Origin of the sequence: Mycobacterium sp. 1081908.1 (genome assembly GCF_001673535.1) — a bacterium.
GTDB lineage: Bacteria > Actinomycetota > Actinomycetes > Mycobacteriales > Mycobacteriaceae > Mycobacterium.
Map to the genome: position 1 here is coordinate 46,963 of NZ_LZLY01000143.1, position 18,591 is coordinate 65,553.

Here is an 18,591-nt window from a genome sequence, read left to right on the forward strand (position 1 = left end):
TTGGCCTAGTAGTGATACGTATCCGACGGCGCGGGCGAGTGCACCCTCTCCTCGTCGTCGAATTCCGACACCTCGATGCCGTACGCGCGGGCCAACTCGAGGATCTTCGTGGCCCTGGCGATCCGCGGCAGGTCGGAGCCGTTGCGGATCTCTCCCCCGTCCCGTTCGAACTCGGCGAAAAACTCCTTGGCCCAGGAGATTTCGTCCTGCGAGGGCGACAGGCCCTCGTTCACCACCGCGCACTGATCCGGCGTCAGGCAGATCTTGCCGGTCATCCCGAATTCGACGGAAACGGCCGTGGCCTCGATGAGCTTCAAGGCGTTGGAGCCGATCGTCGGCCCGTCGATCGCGCTGGGCAGGTTGGCCGCCTTCGCCGCGATCGTGAAGCGCGAGCGCGCGTACGCCAGGGTGCTCGGGTCCTCGCCAAACCCGGTGTCGCGGCGGAAATCGCCGATCCCGAACGCGAGCCGGAAGGTGCCCTTGGCCGCGGCGATCTCGGTGATGCGCTCCAGGCCGCGGGCCGTCTCGACCAGCGCCACGATGGGCACGTTCGGCAGCCGTTGGGCGGTCTCGGTGACGTGGTCCACCGATTCGACCATCGCCAGCATCACCCCGCCGACGGACGTGCCGGCCAGCGCCGCCAGATCGTCGGCCCACCACGGGGTGCCGAACCCGTTGATGCGGACCCAGTCGGTGTTTTCGCCGCCGAGCCAGCGCACCACGTTGTCGCGGGCGGCCTGCTTGTCCTTCGGCGCCACCGCGTCCTCGATGTCCAGGACGACGATGTCGGCGCGGGAATGCGCCGCGGCCTGGAACCGGTCGGCGTGCGCGCCGTTGACCAGTAGCCAACTGCGGGCGAGAACGGGGTCGATGCGCCAGCCGATGTCGGAGGGATCCGGCGCCTGGTCGTCGACCTGTTCATACATCTGATCTGTCGCCATGTTCATTCCGTGGGTGCGGATTCGTCTTTGTTAAACCGTAGCCGCCAGGCAAACCACCGGTCACGCGGGCTTGTGCGAGCGGCGCCACAGTAAGCCGCCCACCGCCAGGGCGACGAACACCAGCAGCGCGGCGAGCAACGACTGCAGCGCGAAGACCGCGAGGTCGTTGACGTCATAGAAGTCGCCGTCGCCGACACACTGGAAGCTCACCGTGGTCCCCGACTGGCCCGGCTTGTAGCTGTAGTGCGAGGTGTTGTACGCCATCGCGTAACCGCCGCGGCACACGATGGGGCTCATCCACAGGGCGCTCGACGGAATGAGGGCGGTCACCGCCGCCGCGATGCCGACGCAGAGGCCGACCGCCCCGCCGAGCAGGCCGACGATCACTCCCACATGGCCCGGCCCGGAACGCCGAGGCGGCGCCGAAAATCCGCCGCGCGGGCGAGGTGCCAGGAAAACCGGATCGGAGGGGTCGCAACGCTGAAAAACCACTTGGCCCCCGACCTTGACGGTGCCGCCGGCGCGCAGGCCGGCGCGGTCCAGGGCGTCCCGGTACTGCTGCTGCGACAAGCCCGCGTCGACGACGGCACGCTGAAGGGCCTCGCGAAGCGGTGCCGCGCCCGGTCCCCCGAAGGGCTGGCCGCGGTCGGCCTGCAGCGCCTGCGCCAGCCGGCGCGCGTGCTCGTCGATGGCGGCCAGTTGTGCGGCGGAGACCTCGGCCGGCCGCTCGACGGGTTGGCCTGCGGCGGCCCGGGCGTCGGCCAGCTGACGCTCCAGATCCGCGATGCGCTTCTGCTGCGCGAGCTGAAGCTCCAGCTCGGCGATGCGCTGTTGCGGGTCCTGCTGATCCATCAGCAAATGATCTCACTTCGCAAATCCGGCGTCGCCGTTTCATTGCCCCGACACCGGGTAGCCCATGTCTTGCGACGCTTCGGGCCCTCTTCTCGCGTCGCTTTTCGTTGGGGCTAGCGGCGACTGGTCTCGAACTCAATTCAGGAGCAAACATGCGTAAGACAATTGCGGTCATTTCTGCCACCGGGGCACTGCTGTTCGGTGGGGCGGGCGTCGCCAACGCCACCGTCGAGGGGGCCCCGGCGCCGTCATCGAGCACAACGACGTTGGCGGACAACAACAATGGCCAGAACAATGATCAGCACAGCGACAACACCGGCTTGTGGGGGCTGCTCGGCCTGCTCGGCCTGGGCGGACTGATGGGGCTGAAGCGCCGCAAGGACACCGACACCATCACCCGCGTGGGGACGACCACGACTCCCGGGCGCGGCGTCTAGCCGTTTCCGCCGAGGCCCCCGTCAGGTGCGTCGTGCGTCTGGCGGGGGCGCCTCGCGGTTTACCGGGTCCCCCACCGGGTATTTCTTCAATTCCCCTATCACTGGAGGTATCGGCCATGGCCGAGATGCTTGTCCAATCACCCGAGGAGGTCGTCGCGTTCCTCAAGGCGCAGCACAACCTCATCGAGGACATGTTCGACGAGGTGCTGCACGCGTCGGACCCCAAGGCACGCGAGAAGCCGTTCGTGGAGCTGCGCCAACTGCTGGCGGTGCACGAGACAGCCGAGGAAATGGTGGTGCATCCCCGCATGCGCCGCGAGGGCGACGACGGCGACGCGATCGTCGACGCCCGCCTGAAAGAAGAGCACGAAGCCAAGGAACTGCTGTCGCAGATCGAGAAACTCGACTGCACCTCGCAGGAGTTCGTCGACGAGCTGACCAAGCTTCGCGACGCCGTGCTCGACCACGCGCGGCACGAGGAGGACGAGGAGTTCCCCGTGCTGCAGCGGGAAGTCGACACGAACGACCTCAAGCGGATGGGTTCCGCAGTGCGTGCGGCCGAGGCGATAGCGCCGACCCGCCCGCATCCTGGCGTGGAATCGGCGAAGCTGAATTTCGCCGTCGGGCCGTTCGCCTCGATGCTCGACCGCGCCCGGGACCTGATCGGCAAGGCCATCGGATAGCGCACGGCTTTTCCGTAGTCTCGGTGATGTGAGCGTTGCGCCGGACACCACCGTTGCTCTGCAGGACCGGTTCTTTCGCCAGCTGCCGGAAATGGCCGTCCGCTGGCAGGCCGAGCCGACCCCCGACCTGCGGCCGCTCGCGATCAACGACCCACTGGCCGCCGAGCTGGGCCTCGACGGCGGCTGGCTGCGGAGTCCCGACGGGCTGCGGTTCCTGGCGGGCAACCTCGTCCCCAGCGGCGCCACTCCGGTGGCCCAGGCCTACTCCGGGCACCAGTTCGGCGGGTACGTCCCGCGGTTGGGCGACGGGCGCGCGCTGCTGCTGGGCGAGCTGGTCGACGACGGCGGGCGCCTGCGCGACATCCACCTGAAGGGTTCCGGCCCGACGCCGTTCGCGCGCGGCGGCGACGGCCTGGCGGCGGTGGGCCCGATGCTGCGCGAGTACATCGTCAGCGAGGCGATGCACGCGCTGGGCGTCCCCACCACGCGATCGCTGGCCGTCGTCGCCACCGGGCGGCCGGTGCAGCGCGAGGCGGTGCTCCCCGGCGCCGTGCTCGCCCGCGTCGCGAGCAGCCACCTGCGGGTGGGCAGCTTCCAATACGCGTCGGCCACCGGCGACGTCGATCTGCTGCGGCGCCTCGCCGACCATGCGATCGCGCGCCACCATCCCGGGGCGGCAGAGGCCGAGCGGCCCTACCTGGCCCTGTTCGAAGCGGTGGTCGCCGTCCAGGCGGAATTGGTCGCCCGATGGATGCTGATCGGTTTCGTGCACGGCGTGATGAACACCGACAACACGACGATCTCCGGCGAAACCATCGACTACGGGCCATGTGCCTTCATGGAGGCCTACGACCCGGACACGGTCTTCAGCTCGATCGATTTCTGGGGGCGCTACGCCTACGGCAACCAGCCGGTGGTCGCCGGTTGGAACCTCGCCCGGTTCGCGGAGTCGCTTATTCCGTTGCTCTCCAACGACATTGAAGAGGCGGTGGCGCTCGCCGAGGATTCGTTCGGAGTCTTCCGGCCGAGCTACGACGCGGTCTGGTCGGCCGGGATGCGCGCCAAGCTCGGCTTGTCCGATGACATCGACGCCGACGTCGTCGTTGCGCTGGTCGACGAGTTGCTCGCGCTGCTGAACGAGAGCGACGTCGACTACACGTCCTTCTTCCGCCACCTCGGGCGGGCGGCGCGGGGCGAATCGGAAGGCGCGCGCGGCCTGTTCGTCAACCTCGCCGGCTTCGACGACTGGATGTCACGCTGGCGGGCCCTCGGCCCGGACGCCGAATCGATGGACCGCACCAACCCCGTCTACATTCCGCGCAATCACCTCGTCGAGGAGGCGCTGACCGCGGCGACGGCCGGCGATCTCGATCCACTCGGGCGCCTGCTCGCCGCCGTCACCGCCCCTTACGACGAACGACCGGGCTTCGAGCGCTACGCCAACCCCGCGCCGGAGGATTTCGGCGCGTACCAAACGTTCTGCGGCACTTGAACTATTGCGTCACGGCACGGTTCTCGTAGGCCGCCGTCAGCCAGAACACGGCGCGCTCGATCCCCGGCATGATCTCGGTGACCTCGATCTCGCCCTGCGTAAAGCGCCCCAGGAACCCGAATACAACGCCCGTGAGGATCAGCTCGAGATCCTTCGCGTAATCCGAATCTACCTGGGCTGTAATCGATTTGGCGACCGGAAACACCGCGTCCACGCCGCGCTGAATCAATCTGTCGCCGCCCGGCCCCGATCGCGCACGGAAGTACGATCGCAGCATCGTGGGGTGCCGCTCCCACGGCTCGAAAATCGTCCGCATCACAGCCATCAGGTCGGAGTAAAGCGATTCGCCGCCCGCGCCCGTGGCCGGTGACGGCAGGTTCGCATAGCGATGGGTGTCCATCCACCAATCGAGCGCGGCGACGATGAGCTCGTCGCGCGTCGCGTAGCGCTTGTAGATCGTCGCGAGGGACACCCGCGCGCGCCTGGCCACTTCGCGGAGCTGCACGGCCTCGTAGCCCTGCGTGTCCAGCAGCTCGACCACGATCTCGATGATCGGATCCGGCGGGCCACCCCCTTCTGCAACCACGGTAACCATGTTACTGTATCGTCCGAGTAACGACGTTACCGAAGGGCAGCAACTATGGGCCAACTGGAAGGCAAGGTCGCCTTCATCACCGGGGTCGCGCGCGGCCAGGGCCGCAGCCACGCGATTCGCCTGGCGCGCGACGGAGCCAACATCGTGGGAATCGACATCTGCGAAGACATTCCCGCGAACGGCTACCCGATGGCCAGCCGCGGCGAGCTCGACGAGACGGTGGCCCTCGTCGAGGCCGAGGGCGCCAAGATGCTCGGGCTGGTGGCCGACGTCCGCGACTTCCATCAGGTCAAGTCGGCCGTGGACGCCGGCGTCGAGCAGTTCGGTCGCCTCGACATCGTCCTGGCCAACGCGGGCATCGCCCCGATGGCGTTCCGCGAGCTGACCATCGAGGAGGAGCTGGAGCAGTGGAAGGCGGCGACCGGGGTCAACCTCGACGGCGCGTATCACACCGCGTGGGCGGCGATTCCGCACCTGCTCGCCGGTAACCGCGGCGGGGCGATCATCTTCACCAGCTCGACGGCGGGGCTGAAGGGTTTCGGCGGCCTGCAGGGCGGCGGCCTGGGTTACGCGGCGTCCAAGCACGGCATCGTCGGGCTGATGCGGGCACTCGCCAATGCGCTTGCGCCGCTGAACATTCGGGTCAACACCGTGCACCCGACGGCGGTCAACACCATGATGGCGGTCAACCCCGCCATGACCGAATTCCTGGAGAACTATCCCGACGGCGGCCCGCACCTGCAGAACCCGATGCCGGTCGGCCTGCTGGAGCCCGAGGACATCAGCGCCGCCATCGCCTACCTGGTCTCCGACGCCGCCAAGTACGTCACCGGGGTGACGTTCCCCGTCGACGCCGGCTTCTGCAACAAACTATGAGTGCCACGGGGCGAGTCGCCGGCAAGCGGGTGCTGATAACCGGCGCAGCGCGGGGAATGGGCCGCAGCCACGCCGTGCGGCTGGCCGAGGAGGGGGCCGACCTGATCCTGGTCGACATCTGCGCCTCGCTGCCGGAGATCGAGTATCCCCTCGCCTCCCGCGCGGATCTGGAGGAGACCGCGCGGCTGGTCGAAAAGCAGGACCGGCGCGCGGTCCTGCGCGTGGTGGACATCCGCGACGCGGCGGCCCTGGCCTCGGCGGTCGACGACGGCGTCGCCGAGCTCGGCCGGCTGGACGCCGCCGTGGCCAACGCCGGGGTGCTGACCGTCGGCACCTGGGACACCACGACGTCGGAGCAGTGGCGCACCGTCGTCGACGTCAATCTCATCGGCACCTGGAACACCTGCGCCGCCGCGCTCCCCCACCTCGTCGGCCAGGGCGGCAGCCTGATCCTCGTCAGTTCATCGGCCGGGCTGAAGGGCACCCCTCTGCACCTTCCGTACACGGCGTCCAAACACGGCGTCGTCGGGTTGAGCCGCGCGCTGGCCAATGAGCTTGCCGCACAGAGCGTCCGCGTCAACACCGTGCACCCCACCGGCGTGGAGACGGGGATGCGCCCGGATTCGATGCACGCGCTCCTCGCCGAACAGCGACCCGACTTGGTCCCGATCTTCCTCAACGCCCTGCCCACCCTGATGGCCGAACCGATCGACATCAGCAACGCGGTGCTGTTTTTGGTGTCCGACGAGTCCCGGTTCGTCACCGGACTGGAGTTCAAGGTGGACGCCGGCGTCACGCTGCGCTAGGCGGTCACACCCCAACGCGGAGAGCAGGTTTCATGACAGAACGTTCACAGCGGGGGCTGCGTCAGTTCGCCGATGTGATGACGGTGCCCGCGCCGGAGGATCCGACCCCGACGACCCGGATCCTGATCGAGTTCGTCTTCGCCGAAGTCTGGTCGCGGCCGACCTTGAGCCGCAGGGACCGGCGATTCGTCACGCTGCCCTGCGTCGCGGCCGCCGACGCCGAAGGGCCCCTGCAGGACCACGTGTACGCGGCGTTGAACAGCGGCGACCTGACCATCACCGAGATGCGCGAAACTGTGCTGCATTTCGCGGTATACGCCGGGTGGCCCAAGGCGTCCCGGTTCAACATGGCCGTCGACGCGCAGTGGGAGCGGATCCATCGCGAGCGCGGCCTGGCGGTGCCGCCGCCCGAGCCGCTGCTACCGCTGGTCACGCCGAGCGATCCGGAGAGCCGGCTGGCGAGCGGGGAGGAATGCTTCAAGGCGGTCAATTGCATTCCGTTCGTGCCGATTCGGGACAACCCCTACTCCGGTGCGGGGATTTTGAACTTCGTGTTCGGTGAGATGTGGCTGCGGCCGGGACTGGGAATGAAGGAGCGGCGCCTGGTGACGGTCGCCTGTGTGGCCATCCAGGACGCGCCCATCCCGATACTGAGCCACGTCTACGCCGCGCTCAAGAGCCGCGACGTCTCCTTCGACGAGATGGACGAACTGGCCCTGCATTTCGCCGCCTACTACGGCTGGCCGAAGGCCGCCCACCTGAGCCAGGTGATCGGCGAGCAGAAGCAGCGCGTCTCGGCCGAATGGCACGCGGAAGCCACCGCGACGTGAACTCGCCGCTGTCCGGGGGGCTGTTGATCGCCGGCGACCGCGTCACCCGGTCTTCCGGCGGCGCCCACCAGCACATCTACCCCGCCACCGGCCAACCCAACGCGAGCGTGCAACTGGCGGGGACCGCCGAGATCGACGACGCCGTCGCCTCGGGCTGGCGGGCCCATCGAGAATGGATGTCGCTCACCGCCGATCGCCGGCGGGAGAAGTTGATCGATCTGGCCGACGCCGTGCATGACGACCTCGACGAGCTGGCCCGGCTCAACGTGCACGACTACGCCGTCCCGATCTCGCTGGCCGGCAACGCGATTCTGCTCGAAAGATTTCTGCGCCACTTCGCGGGCTACGTCGACAAACCGCACGGCATCAGTACGCCGGTGGCCGAATCGTTCGACGTCAACCTCGTCGAACGCGAGCCCTACGGCGTCGTCGGCGTCATCACCCCGTGGAACGGCGCACTGGTGGTGATCGCGTCATGCGTCGCCCCGGCGTTGGCGGCGGGCAACGCCGTCGTGCTCAAGCCGTCGGAGGTGGCGCCGTTCGCCGCGCTGCGGTTCGGCGAGTTGTGCATCGCGGCCGGCCTCCCGGCCGGGCTCGTCAACGTGGTGCCCGCCGGACCCGAGGGCGGCGACGCCCTGGTCCGGCACCCGGGCATCCGCAAGGTGCACTTCACCGGCGGCGCCGCGACCGCCCGCAAGGTCCTCGTGGCGGCGGCGGCGAACCTGACGCCGGTGGTCGCCGAGCTCGGCGGCAAGTCGGCGATGATCGTCTTCGACGACGCCGACCTCGACGCGGCGGCCATGCTGTCGGCGCACCAGGGCCCGCTGATCCAGTCGGGACAGAGCTGCGCCTGCGCGAGCCGGGTCCTGGTGCACGAATCCGTCTACGACGCGTTCGCCGAGCGGCTCGTCGGCGTCGTCAAAAACGCCAAGGCGGGCGACCCGCTGGACCCCGGCGTGGTGTTCGGGCCCGTCATCAGCCGCGCCGCCGCCGATCGCATCATCGCCGAGATCGACGACGCGGTGGCCAGCAAGGCGGGTGAATTGCTCACCGGCGGAAGCAGATTGAGCGGTGAGCTGGCGGCGGGGTACTACATCGAGCCGACGGTCTTCGGCGGCGTGGACAACGCGTCCCCGCTGGCCCAAACGGAGACCTTCGGCCCGGTCGTGTCCCTGATGAAGTTCAGCAGCGAGGCAGAAGCGGTGCGCATCGCCAACGACACGCCATACGGTTTGAACGCCTTCGTCCAGACGCGCGACCTCACCCGCGCGCATCGGATGGCCCGCCGGCTCGAGGCGGGCTCGGTGTGGATCAACACGTTCAGCGATATCTCGCCGCAGGGACCGTACGGCGGTTTCAAACAAAGCGGCTTCGGCCGCACCGGCGGCGTGGACGGCCTCTACGAATTCCTGCAACCCAAGAACATTCGAATCGGAATGGGCTGAAGCGTTTAGAGTTCGAGGATGGCCGGAAACGTGGCGGTGATCGGGGCGGGACCGGGCGGGCTCGTCGCCGCGCGCTGGCTGGCATCGCAGGGTTTCGAGCCGACCATCTTCGAGCGGTCGTCCATGCCCGGCGGGCAGTGGGCGGGGCTGGACGGCCGAAGCGGCGTGTGGCCAAGCATGCGTACGAACAGCAGCCGCGTCCTGACGGCCTTCAGCGACCTCGAGCACGAGACCGACCTCGTCTACCCGTCCAACCGCGACAATTTCCACTATTGCGTCGCTACACGTTCGCTGACCGAGCGGGAGCGCAAGCATTTGTCACTGCTGCAAACGGCCGGCTAGATCAACGTTTACGCCAGTCGCGCGAACTCGGCACGCAGCTCGTCCAAACGACGCAGCGTCTCGTCGCGAGGCTCCGTCGGTAGCTCGATCAAAACGTGCTCCACGCCCAGCGGCGGGTAGCCCTCCAGCGCCTCCGCCGTGTGCTCGCCCATGTGGATGTTGATCACCGGCACGTCGGGGCCGGCGGTGTCGCGCAGTTTGCCGAGCTGACCCGACAGGGCATCCGGCGATGGGCTCATCGCGAGCCAACCGGCATTCAGCCGGGCGATGCGGTTGAAAGCCCCCGGCCCGCCGCCCACGTACAGCGGCGGATGCGGCTTCGTCACCGGCTTGGGCCAACTGTAGATCGGATCGAAGTTCACGAATTCGCCGTGGAATTCGGCCTTTTCCTGCGTCCAGATCTCAATCATCGCGTCCAGCCGCTCGTCCACCGTCCGGCCCCGTACCGCCGGATCGACGCCGTGGTTGGCGATCTCTTCGCGCAGCCAACCCACACCCACACCGAAGCGGAATCGCCCACGCGACACCAGATCAAGCGAGACGACCTCCTTGGCCGTCAGGATCGGATCGCGCTGCGGAACCAACGCGATTCCCGTGCCCACGACAAGTTCCTGGGTCGCGACCGCCGCCGCCGTCAACGCCACGAACGGATCCAGCGTCCGGTAGTACTTCCGCGGAATCGGGCCACCCATCGGGTATGGCGTCTTGGCGTCGACCGGGATGTGCGAGTGCTCGGCCAGGAACAGGGCGGCAAACCCGCGCTCCTCGAGCGCCTGGCCCAGCTCGACCGGGCCGATTCCTTCGTCGGTAACGAATGTCAGGACGCCGATGCGCATGGTCACTCCGTTTTCTCCCCACCCGGGGCCCGTCGAGTCGCGCCCCAAAGCCCAACGCCGATACCGACGGCGGCGCCCCCGAGCCCGATAAGCCGCTGCGACGGCTTCAGTTCATCATGCACACTCATCCCGCCGAGCAGGTCAGCCGCATCGGCGCCGCCGGAGGCAAGAAACCAGCCGCGGGTGCCCTTGCCGCGCAGCGCCGCCGCGGCGAGCAGCCCGCCGATCAACGCATCGCGATAGCCCATGGAACGCAGCAGCAGTCGCGCCGTCGGCGTCGGCTCCTCCGGATCGCCCCACAACCGGTTCGCCCGGAGCGGGTCGACGAGGAAGGAGATGCCCGACGCCAGTCGAATGCTGCCCGCGACAAGCGCGGCCCGGTCGATTGCCATGGCCCGCAGCCTAGAGCCAATCGCGTGGGTTCACGAGTATGAGGGTTTGGCGGCCAGTGAACTAGGGTTCACTGAAATCGTCGTTTTCAAGTAGATTTTTTGGCCTGAGCGACGCGCGAAAAAGTTGCGGTACGGGGGCAGATGTCAGCAAACCCGTTCGCACGAAACGCAATTGCCTTATCCCTGTTAACAACACGCGAGTGGCCCCGCCAAAACCGCCGAGACCAGCCACAAGTCCACTAACACGATTTCAAGCGAAACAATTGTGCATTCGTCTAATAGTGGTCGTGGCCAACATTTCCCTGGCGATCGCGCTCACGTTATGCAAACTCACCGGAAACAGGGACCCCGAAAGCAGTGTGGGCGGACGATCAGCAGATTATTTTTACTACCTATGACGGGACAGGGGGATCCGCGAGCGCGTCCGCAGCCGTACGCCAGCCACACGGTCACGCCACGACGCAAGAAGCTTGCGCCCGACCCCGACGTGCGCCGCGCGATTGTGGACGCCGCCTCGAAATCGGTTCGGGAGCAGGGGGTTCGGGGGCTCAGCGTCGCCACCGTGCTGGAGCGCGCGCAGCTGAGCACCCGCGCCTTCTACCGGCATTTTGAGTCCAAGGACCAATTGGTTGCCGCGGTCTTTCTGGAGATGACACGCAGTGAGGTGACGCGGCTGCGGGACAAGATGTCGGAAGCCACCGACCCGATCGAGGCGGTCGCCGCGTGGATCGACGGCCGGCTCGACCTCGCGTTCGACGAGGACATCCGGGCGGAGCTGCGGCAGGTGTCGCTGGAGGCCCAATCGAAAGCGTTCTCCACTCCCGAGATGGTCACGCCCGCGTATGGCGCCATCCTCGAGCCGCTCGTCGAGCAGCTCCAGCGGGGCCTGGAACTCGGCGTGTTCAAGGACATCGTCCCCGCGGTCGCGGCCAAGTCGATACATGGCGTCGTGTGGGCCGGTACCCAGCGGCAGTGGGCGACGCACCATTGGGACCGCGACGACGTCCGCGACCGCGCGGTGCGGTTCTGCCTGCGTGGGCTGGGCGTGGCGCCACACACGATCGAACAAGTTACGGCCGCGAGTTAGGTAGCGCGAAGTGAAATCGATAGTTTTCACCGTGCCTGAAATTGAAGGTTTCCGGCAGCGGTTCGGCGGGGTACCTAGGCACCTATGAAACGTCTGTATAACCGGACCTCCCTGGTCTGACCCGATGACCAGCTCATTAGCGCAACGACGTAACAAGCTCGCCCCCGATCCCGACGTGCGGTGCGCCATCTTGGACGCCGCCTCCAAGTCCATGCACGACCACGGGGTTCGGGGACTCAGTGTCGCTGCCGTGCTGGAACGCGCGCAGCTCAGCACCCGCGCCTTCTACCGCCACTTCGACTCCAAGGATCAGCTGGTCGCGGCGGTCTTTGTCGAGCTGGCCCGCATCGAGACCCAGCGGTTGAGGAGCAAGATGGCGCACACGGCCAACCCGGTCGAAGCGGTGGTCGCCTGGGTCGACGGGCGCCTCGAGCTCGCATTCGGCGAGAACGGCGAGTCCGATGCGCGACGCCTCTCTCTGGAGGCTCATTCGAAAGCGTTCTCCTCCCCGGAGATGGCCGCGCCCGCATACGGCGCGATACTCGAGCCGCTTATCGAGCAGCTCGAGCGCGGCCTCGAACTCGGAATGTTCGAGGACATCGTTCCGTCGACCGCCGCGAAATCGATCCACGGCGTCGTGTGGGCGGGCACCCAGCGGCAGTGGGCAACGCATCGGTGGGACCGCGCCGTGGTTCGCGAACGCGCGCTGCGGTTCTGCCTGCGCGGCCTGGGCGTTGCGCCCCAGACGATCGAACGGATCACCGCCGGCGAAGCGCCCGCGGGTTAGTTACCTGGCCGGGCAGGCATCGGCGATTTGGATTGAAGCCGGCCACAGCGCCGCCGTCAGGCCGAAGGCCGCCACGTCGGAGGCCGTCGGGAACACGTTTTCCAGTCGCGCCTGAATCCGCTGCGTCGCCTCGGTGTGCGCGAGCGCCCAGACGAAGCCGATGGACAGGTACGGGATCGCGAGCCACAGCGCGACCTCGAGCAGCGCCCCGACGCTGACCTCGTACTGCAGCGCGCGCCGAAGCAAATCCATCGCGCGCTCGATTCGGCCGCCGTCCGGCTCGACTGACATACGTGAGGTTCTCACAATCGCTCGGCGATGGCTACGATGGCCGTCATGGCCGAGCCGTCCCCGGCTGCCGACGAAACGTTCGGGCTCAACCGCGCCGAGACCGTTGCCGTACCCAATCACGCGGCGTCGGATGAAGCCGACCGCACGTCGGCGCGCGACTACGACGACGCCGTCGGGGGCGAACCGCCGGCCGATCGCGAATCATGGAGCGCCACATGGCGTAAGGCCGGCGTGCTACTGATGGGCGGCCTCGGGTTGGCCGTGGTGATCGTGCTGGGCTTCTGGCTGTTCACCCCGCCGGCGAAGGCACCGCAGCCGGCCGCGCCCAAGCCCGGCTCGACCGCACCCGCGGCGCCGTCGGCGTCAGCGGCCGGGCCGTCGTCCATCGTGTCCACGGCGGATCAGGACAACAAATACGTGCAAAACCTGAACGATCACGGCATCTCGTTTGCCAATCCCGAGGCCGCCATTCACAACGGCAAGGTGGTGTGCGACGACATCCGCCAGGGGATGACGGTGCCACAGATAGTCGGGGCGTTCCGGACGAGCAATCCGGGGCTCGACGCCGATACCTACGTGACGATCTCCGTCCACGCGTACTGTCCGCAAAACGCCAACCTGGTTGGCCCGGCGTCCTAGGATTCTGTACGGACCGCCGCCGCCATGACAGACTGCGACATCGGCCATTGACGTGTCGTTGAACTCCGGAGCCGCAAACGGTGCGATATTGATTGGACTTGGGGTTGCCTGGGGAGCCCGGGCGAGGGGTCGGCGTGATCCACGAAGCGCGCGCGCCCTTGGCGACCATCCGGGAGTCAGAGGAGGCCGTGCATGACGGGCAGCCAAACCAGGCAGACGCCGGTTGGGGTCCTCATCGGAGGGGCGGCGCTCGCGGTGGCCGCCCTGGCCGGTCTCATCTCAGTCGGCGTGTACCTGTCACGAGACAAAACGGCGATGTCGCCCGGGCCGGCAACGGTGACGGTCAGCGCCTCGAGCGCGGCCAACGCCCCGGCCGACGGGGCGGACGCTCAATTCCTGTCCACGCTGGACAGTTACGGCATCACGGACAGCGGCAAGGCGGCCATCCGCCAGCGGTTCATGGAGCTCGGCCACCACACCTGCTTCCTGATGTTGCCGCCGCGGCCCGAGCCCCTCGAGTCCACGGTGAACAACATCCTGGCCGCACAGAACCAGGACAAGGCCGCGGGTAACCCGTGGCCGAAGGGGTTCAGTCATGACGACGCCCTGCATTTGGCCCAGGCCGCCGTCGTTGCGTACTGCCCGGGCGCGGCGAAGTAGGGGCGTCGGCCATGGACCGCCGTCGGCTGCTCCGGCTGGCGGGCGGTGTCGGCCTGGCGTCCGTGGTCGGCGCGAAGCCGCAATCGCCGGGGCCCATAACTTCGAGCGCCGCTTCGGCCCAGTTGCTCTGCCGCGACGCCTGGGGCGCGCGGCCCGCCCGCTCCGGCGGGAAGCCCCACACCATCACCCGCATGACGTTGCACCACGAGGCGGTGGTCCTCGGCGAAAACCGTAATGCCCCAAGCCATTTACGTCAGGACCAGCGGTACCACCAAGACGACAAGGGCTGGATCGACATCGCCTATCATGTCGGCGTCGACCGGAACGGCAACATCTACGAACTGCGAAGCACCGAATTCGCGGGCGACACGGCGACGGACTACAACACGACGGGCCATTTCCTGGTCCTGTGTGAGGGAGACTTCGATCAAGAGGCCGTGTCGGAGGCCCAGCTTCGATCGGCCGCGCTCGCGTTCGCCTGGGCGGCCCAGAACTTTCGGATCGCGAGCAACACGTTGGCGGGCCATCGCGACCTGGCCGCGACTTCTTGCCCGGGCGCGAACCTCTATGCCCATCTCTCGTCGGGTGACCTCAAGCGCCGCATCGACGATCTGCTGGCCGCGGGCCCCGTGGACCTGCAACGCTTTTGCGGGCCCGACGCTGCCGCGAGGGTGGCGGCGATCGAGGCGGGGAACTGACCGGGGTTCACACGTCGTAGTACAGGGCGAACTCGTACGGGGTCACCCGGAGATTGAACGGCGCTATCTCATAGTCGCGTTTGTAGTTGATCCACGTCTCGATCAGGTCCGGCGTGAAAACGCCTCCCTCCGTGAGGTATTCGCTGTCCTCCTCCAGCCGGTCGATCACCGCCGACAGCTGAGTGGGCGCCTGAACGATTTCCGCGGCCTCCTCGGGCGGCAGCTCGTAGAGGTCCTTGTCGACCGGCGGTGGTGGCTCGATCTTGTTCTTGATGCCGTCCAGGCCGGCCATCAGCATGGCCGAGAACGCCAGGTACGGGTTGCCCGACGAGTCGGGGCAACGGAACTCCAGCCGCTTGGCCTTCGGGTTGTTGCCGGTGATCGGGATGCGCACGCACGCCGAGCGATTGCGCTGGCTGTACACCAGGTTGATCGGGGCCTCATAGCCGGGAACCAGCCGCTTGTAGGAATTGACCGTGGGGTTGGTGAACGCCAGCAACGACGGCGCGTGGTACAGCAGCCCGCCGATGTAGTGGCGCGCGGTGTCCGACAGGCCGGCGTAGCCCTCCTCGTCGTACATCAGCGGGACCCCGTCCTTCCACAGCGACTGGTGGCAGTGCATCCCGGAGCCGTTGTCGCCGAACAGCGGCTTGGGCATGAACGTCACGGTCTTGCCCACCTGCCATGCGGTTTGCTTGACGATGTACTTGTACATCTGGAGGTCGTCGGCCGCGTGCAGCAGCGTGTTGAACTTGTAGTTGATCTCGGCCTGTCCGCCGCCGCCGACCTCGTGGTGGCCCTTCTCCAGCGAAAAACCGGCGTTGGTCAGGTTCGTGAGAATCCTGTCGCGTAGGTCGACGTAGTGGTCGGTGGGGGCGACCGGGAAGTAGCCGCCCTTGGGGCGGACCTTGTACCCGCGGTTGGGGCTGCCGTCGGACTCCGTCTCTTCGCCGGTGTTCCACCACCCGGACGTCGCGTCCACCTTGTAGAAGGAGCCGTTGATGCTCGTGTCGAATTTCACCGAGTCGAAGATGTAGAACTCGGCCTCCGGACCGAAATAGGCGGTGTCGGCAATGCCGGAGCTGATCAGGTAGTTCTCCGCCTTGCGGGCGACGTTGCGCGGGTCGCGCGAGTACAGCTCGAGCGTGAAGGGGTCGTGCACGAAGAAGTTCACGTTCAGCGTCTTGGCTTCACGGAACGGATCGACGGTCGCGGTTTCCGGGTCGGGAAGCAGCAGCATGTCGGACTCGTGGATCGACTGGAACCCGCGGATCGAGGAGCCGTCGAAGGCCAGGCCTTCCTCGAACACGTTCTCGTCGAACACGTAAATCGGAATCGTGAAGTGCTGCATGGTGCCCGGCAGGTCGCAGAAGCGGACGTCGACGTACTCGATGTTCTCGTCCCTGACGAGTTTGAAGATGTCGTCGGGCGTGTGTTCGGACACGGAATGCTCCTTCAGTTTTGACGGGGCGCCCGGCGGACCTCGCCAGCGTTTTGTACACCTCGACTATTTCGTCGGCGTGACGAGCTCGAGTCGAACCTGTTGCACGCCAGGACTTTCTGCATCCACGCCGCTCCGGTGGCACTACCCGGCACGGTGGCCGATAGTCGTATGAACGAAAAGCGGAAGGCCGAACCATGAAAACGGTGTCATCGGTTCCCCGGCTCAGGGCACAGATCGACCTGATCGACGAGCGCATGGGGCAACCCGATTCTCGCCCGACGCGCGAGATCATGCACCGCGAAATCATCGTCGCCGGTGACGACGCGCTGTCGAGGACGATCGCCGAGGAGCTGCGGGGCGCCGGGGCGCGGATCATCAAGATCACTACCGCCGCCGACCTGCTTGGCGCCGGGGTGCATCGCGCCCGCGCGGTCGTCTGCGCCGGGCCCAATGACGCGATAAACCTCGAAATCGCGTTGCTGGCAAGGCAATACAGTCCGGATGTCCGCGTGGTGGCCCGGCTGGCCAACGATGTGCTGCGCGAAGCGGTGTCCACCGTCAACGGCCCCGGCGCGATCCTGGACGTCGCCGAGCTCGCCACGCCGTCGCTCGTCGAGGCGGTTCTGTCGCGCAACGCGCACCAGTTCCAGACGGCCGGCATCGAATTCGTCGTCTGGGGCGCCGAGGCGCCGCACGACGGGACGCTGCGCGAGATCTACGGCGACCTCGCGCCGGTGGCGGTGGTCCACGGCAAGCAGTCACCGTCCCCCGGCGAGGTGGTGGCATGCCCGGGACGGGATCAGCGGGTCTACACCGGCGACTGGACCTCGATGATCGGCGTCAAAGACGAGTTGGAAGCCCGCGGGCTCAAGGTGCCTCCCGCGACCGCCACGCGCTCTCGCCACTCCCGGGTGCGGCGCATAATCGACGCCACGCGCGCCATGCGGGACGACATCAACCCGATGCTTTATCCCTCGCTGGCATTCGCGCTGTTCCTCACGCTCGGTTCGACAGCCGTCGTGCACTTCACGTACCGGAACCCGCGGATGTCGTGGATCGACGCCCTGTACTTCACCTCCGAGACGATTACCACCGTGGGCTATGGTGAATTCAACTTCACCCAACAACCCGTTTTCCTGCGACTATTCGCTGTCGGGCTGATGTTCAGCGGCGCGATCGTCACCGCCATCCTCGTCGCGTTCCTGGCCGACCTGCTGCTGTCGCGCCGCTTCGTCCAGTTGGCCGGACTCCGGCGGGCACGCCAAATGCGCGACCACGTCGTGGTTATCGGTCTGGGTTCTGTCGGCATCCGCGTGGTGAGCGAGCTGGCGGCTGCCGGGTACGACGTCCTGGTCATCGAGAGCGACGAGAACAACCGCTTCCTGCCGACCGCCGCGGAACTCGACGTCCCCGTGATCTTCGGGGATCCGGCGATGCGCCAGACGCTGGAGTCGGCGCGCGTCGATCGCGCCCGCGGCGTGGCGGTGGTGACCAGCGACGACATGGAGAACATCGAGACCGGGATCGTACTGCTCGAGATTTTGGGATCCGATACCAAGACGCCGATCGTCATGCGCGTGCAAGGCCGCGCGCTGGGCACCGCTGTAAATCAGCGGTTCGGTTTCGAAAACGTGCGGTCGATCGTCGACCTGGCCGCGCCGTGGTTCATCGGCGCCGCGATGGGCCTGCAGGTGCTGGGGACGTTTTGGGTGGGGCAGCGCTCGTTCATGGTGGGCGGGATGCTAGTGGCGGAGGGCAGCGAGCTGGACGGGCTGCGAATGGTGGACATGTCCACCCAAACGCGCGTGATCGCGATCATCCGGCCGGAGGGGCCGGTCAGGCTGCGCCCCCGCCGCGACGCGCGATTGCAGGCCGGCGACACCGTCTATCTCATCGGCCCGTACCGGGAACTGATCGCGACGCTGCGCAAGGGCCAGCCCCCACCGCTGACCGCAATCAATGGTGGCGGCGCGACCACACTGGCCGCGGCGCGCTCGCCGCATGCCCGGCAACCGCGCCGGCCGAGATGGGCGCAGGAGACAGAGGTTTAAGCAGAGTTGTCGCGGCTGCTTCACTCGTGGCGAGTGAGTGCGCTTCGTGCGGCGTCGAAATGGGCATCAAACAGTGCCTTCCGCCAAGCCCACACTTCATCGTTTGCCGCTCCCAATGGCGGCGCCCCTAAGTCATCGTTCACATCGCTGAGCGCCAGCATGAAGTGCCACTTCTCCGAGTTGTTAACGAGGCCGTACTCGTTCGGAGCATCTAGCGGGGCGAGCATGAAGTCGACTCCGCCCTCCCGAGCTGACCAGCACACCTGAAGTTTGCAGTCAGGGCCGCGGTAGAAGACCGCCCACGCCGGACGCTCGCCATACACGGCGTCAGCGTCGACCTCATCAAGCTGGAACCCGAGGGCAGCCAATGTCGGACCCATGTACCGTTCCACATCGCTGGAGCTCAT

At 67.1% G+C, this 18,591-nt stretch carries 22 protein-coding genes; 14 read left to right on the forward strand and 8 right to left on the reverse strand.

From position 1 onward, the window contains the following. Positions 1–5 precede the first annotated feature (5 nt). Together A5655_RS23590 and A5655_RS23595 are read right to left on the reverse strand one after the other, a co-directional pair. Positions 6–926: a CoA ester lyase gene (locus A5655_RS23590; protein WP_067014502.1), complete on the reverse strand. Its 921-nt coding sequence runs from the start codon at positions 924–926 to the stop codon at positions 6–8. A gap of 75 nt (positions 927–1,001) precedes the next feature. Then, on the reverse strand, positions 1,002–1,793 hold the full coding sequence (locus A5655_RS23595; RefSeq protein WP_067014339.1) for a hypothetical protein: 792 nt from the start codon (positions 1,791–1,793) through the stop codon (positions 1,002–1,004). 152 nt (positions 1,794–1,945) lie between these two features. Here A5655_RS23595 and A5655_RS23600 point away from each other — a divergent pair, with 152 nt between their 5' ends. The 3 genes from A5655_RS23600 (at position 1,946) to A5655_RS23610 (ending at position 4,405) form a co-directional block, all read left to right on the forward strand. Further along, positions 1,946–2,230: a WGxxGxxG family protein gene (locus A5655_RS23600; protein ID WP_067014342.1), complete on the forward strand. Its 285-nt coding sequence runs from the start codon at positions 1,946–1,948 to the stop codon at positions 2,228–2,230. Positions 2,231–2,346: 116 nt separating this feature from the next. Next, complete coding sequence (locus A5655_RS23605; protein ID WP_067014345.1) at positions 2,347–2,913, forward strand: hemerythrin domain-containing protein; 567 nt, start codon at positions 2,347–2,349, stop codon at positions 2,911–2,913. A 28-nt stretch (positions 2,914–2,941) separates the two neighbouring features. Next, positions 2,942–4,405, forward strand: a complete 1,464-nt coding sequence (locus tag A5655_RS23610; RefSeq protein ID WP_067014348.1) for a YdiU family protein — start codon at positions 2,942–2,944, stop codon at positions 4,403–4,405. 1 nt (position 4,406) lies between these two features. On the opposite strand, the gene A5655_RS23615 is transcribed toward A5655_RS23610, so the two are convergent. Beyond that, positions 4,407–5,000, reverse strand: coding sequence for a TetR family transcriptional regulator (locus tag A5655_RS23615; RefSeq protein ID WP_067014351.1), 594 nt, complete (start codon positions 4,998–5,000; stop codon positions 4,407–4,409). A gap of 45 nt (positions 5,001–5,045) precedes the next feature. Here A5655_RS23615 and A5655_RS23620 point away from each other — a divergent pair, with 45 nt between their 5' ends. From A5655_RS23620 to A5655_RS23640, 5 genes are read left to right on the forward strand one after another with little or no spacing between them, the layout of a single operon-like run. Further along, the gene (locus A5655_RS23620) at positions 5,046–5,876 is read left to right on the forward strand and encodes a mycofactocin-coupled SDR family oxidoreductase (protein ID WP_067014354.1); all 831 of its coding nucleotides are present in this window, start codon (positions 5,046–5,048) and stop codon (positions 5,874–5,876) included. Then, positions 5,873–6,682, forward strand: a complete 810-nt coding sequence (locus A5655_RS23625) for a mycofactocin-coupled SDR family oxidoreductase (RefSeq protein WP_067014356.1) — start codon at positions 5,873–5,875, stop codon at positions 6,680–6,682. The genes A5655_RS23620 and A5655_RS23625 overlap by 4 nt, the downstream gene beginning before the upstream one ends. Positions 6,683–6,714: 32 nt before the next feature. Then, complete coding sequence (locus tag A5655_RS23630) at positions 6,715–7,512, forward strand: carboxymuconolactone decarboxylase family protein (protein ID WP_067014359.1); 798 nt, start codon at positions 6,715–6,717, stop codon at positions 7,510–7,512. Next, complete coding sequence (locus A5655_RS23635; RefSeq protein WP_067014362.1) at positions 7,485–8,957, forward strand: aldehyde dehydrogenase; 1,473 nt, start codon at positions 7,485–7,487, stop codon at positions 8,955–8,957. Before A5655_RS23630 ends, A5655_RS23635 begins: the two co-directional genes overlap by 28 nt. An 18-nt stretch (positions 8,958–8,975) precedes the next feature. Beyond that, positions 8,976–9,299, forward strand: coding sequence for an NAD(P)-binding protein (locus A5655_RS23640; RefSeq protein WP_067014365.1), 324 nt, complete (start codon positions 8,976–8,978; stop codon positions 9,297–9,299). A gap of 8 nt (positions 9,300–9,307) precedes the next feature. On the opposite strand, the gene A5655_RS23645 is transcribed toward A5655_RS23640, so the two are convergent. Both A5655_RS23645 and A5655_RS23650 read right to left on the reverse strand, forming a co-directional pair. Next, complete coding sequence (locus A5655_RS23645) at positions 9,308–10,135, reverse strand: LLM class F420-dependent oxidoreductase (protein ID WP_067014368.1); 828 nt, start codon at positions 10,133–10,135, stop codon at positions 9,308–9,310. A gap of 2 nt (positions 10,136–10,137) precedes the next feature. Further along, positions 10,138–10,527 carry a DUF4267 domain-containing protein gene (locus A5655_RS23650; RefSeq protein WP_067014371.1) on the reverse strand — a complete coding sequence of 130 codons (390 nt, stop codon included), beginning with the start codon at positions 10,525–10,527 and terminating at the stop codon, positions 10,138–10,140. Between the two features lie 394 nt (positions 10,528–10,921). Between A5655_RS23650 and A5655_RS23655 the strand changes: the two genes are divergently transcribed. Both A5655_RS23655 and A5655_RS23660 read left to right on the forward strand, forming a co-directional pair. Beyond that, positions 10,922–11,614, forward strand: a complete 693-nt coding sequence (locus tag A5655_RS23655) for a TetR/AcrR family transcriptional regulator (RefSeq protein ID WP_197508785.1) — start codon at positions 10,922–10,924, stop codon at positions 11,612–11,614. 124 nt (positions 11,615–11,738) lie between these two features. Then, entirely contained in the window at positions 11,739–12,401 is a 663-nt protein-coding gene (locus A5655_RS23660) for a TetR/AcrR family transcriptional regulator (RefSeq protein WP_067014377.1), read from the forward strand. On the opposite strand, the gene A5655_RS23665 is transcribed toward A5655_RS23660, so the two are convergent. Continuing rightward, complete coding sequence (locus A5655_RS23665) at positions 12,402–12,692, reverse strand: hypothetical protein (RefSeq protein ID WP_067014380.1); 291 nt, start codon at positions 12,690–12,692, stop codon at positions 12,402–12,404. Positions 12,693–12,737: 45 nt separating this feature from the next. Here A5655_RS23665 and A5655_RS23670 point away from each other — a divergent pair, with 45 nt between their 5' ends. From A5655_RS23670 to A5655_RS23680, 3 genes are all read left to right on the forward strand, one after another. Further along, a complete protein-coding gene (locus A5655_RS23670; protein WP_197508786.1) occupies positions 12,738–13,331 on the forward strand; it encodes a DUF732 domain-containing protein in 594 nt (197 codons plus the stop codon). 192 nt (positions 13,332–13,523) lie between these two features. Beyond that, on the forward strand, positions 13,524–13,991 hold the full coding sequence (locus tag A5655_RS23675) for a DUF732 domain-containing protein (RefSeq protein ID WP_082978842.1): 468 nt from the start codon (positions 13,524–13,526) through the stop codon (positions 13,989–13,991). A gap of 11 nt (positions 13,992–14,002) precedes the next feature. Next, positions 14,003–14,689 carry a peptidoglycan recognition family protein gene (locus tag A5655_RS23680; RefSeq protein ID WP_082978843.1) on the forward strand — a complete coding sequence of 229 codons (687 nt, stop codon included), beginning with the start codon at positions 14,003–14,005 and terminating at the stop codon, positions 14,687–14,689. Positions 14,690–14,696: 7 nt separating this feature from the next. Here the strand turns inward: A5655_RS23680 and glnA are convergent, their stop codons facing one another. Beyond that, positions 14,697–16,133, reverse strand: a complete 1,437-nt coding sequence (gene glnA / locus A5655_RS23685; RefSeq protein ID WP_067014388.1) for a type I glutamate--ammonia ligase — start codon at positions 16,131–16,133, stop codon at positions 14,697–14,699. 290 nt (positions 16,134–16,423) lie between these two features. Here glnA and A5655_RS23690 point away from each other — a divergent pair, with 290 nt between their 5' ends. Further along, entirely contained in the window at positions 16,424–18,184 is a 1,761-nt protein-coding gene (locus A5655_RS23690) for an NAD-binding protein (RefSeq protein WP_082978849.1), read from the forward strand. Positions 18,185–18,204: 20 nt separating this feature from the next. Here A5655_RS23690 and A5655_RS23695 read toward each other — a convergent pair whose 3' ends face one another. Then, positions 18,205–18,591, reverse strand: a complete 387-nt coding sequence (locus A5655_RS23695) for a hypothetical protein (protein WP_067014394.1) — start codon at positions 18,589–18,591, stop codon at positions 18,205–18,207.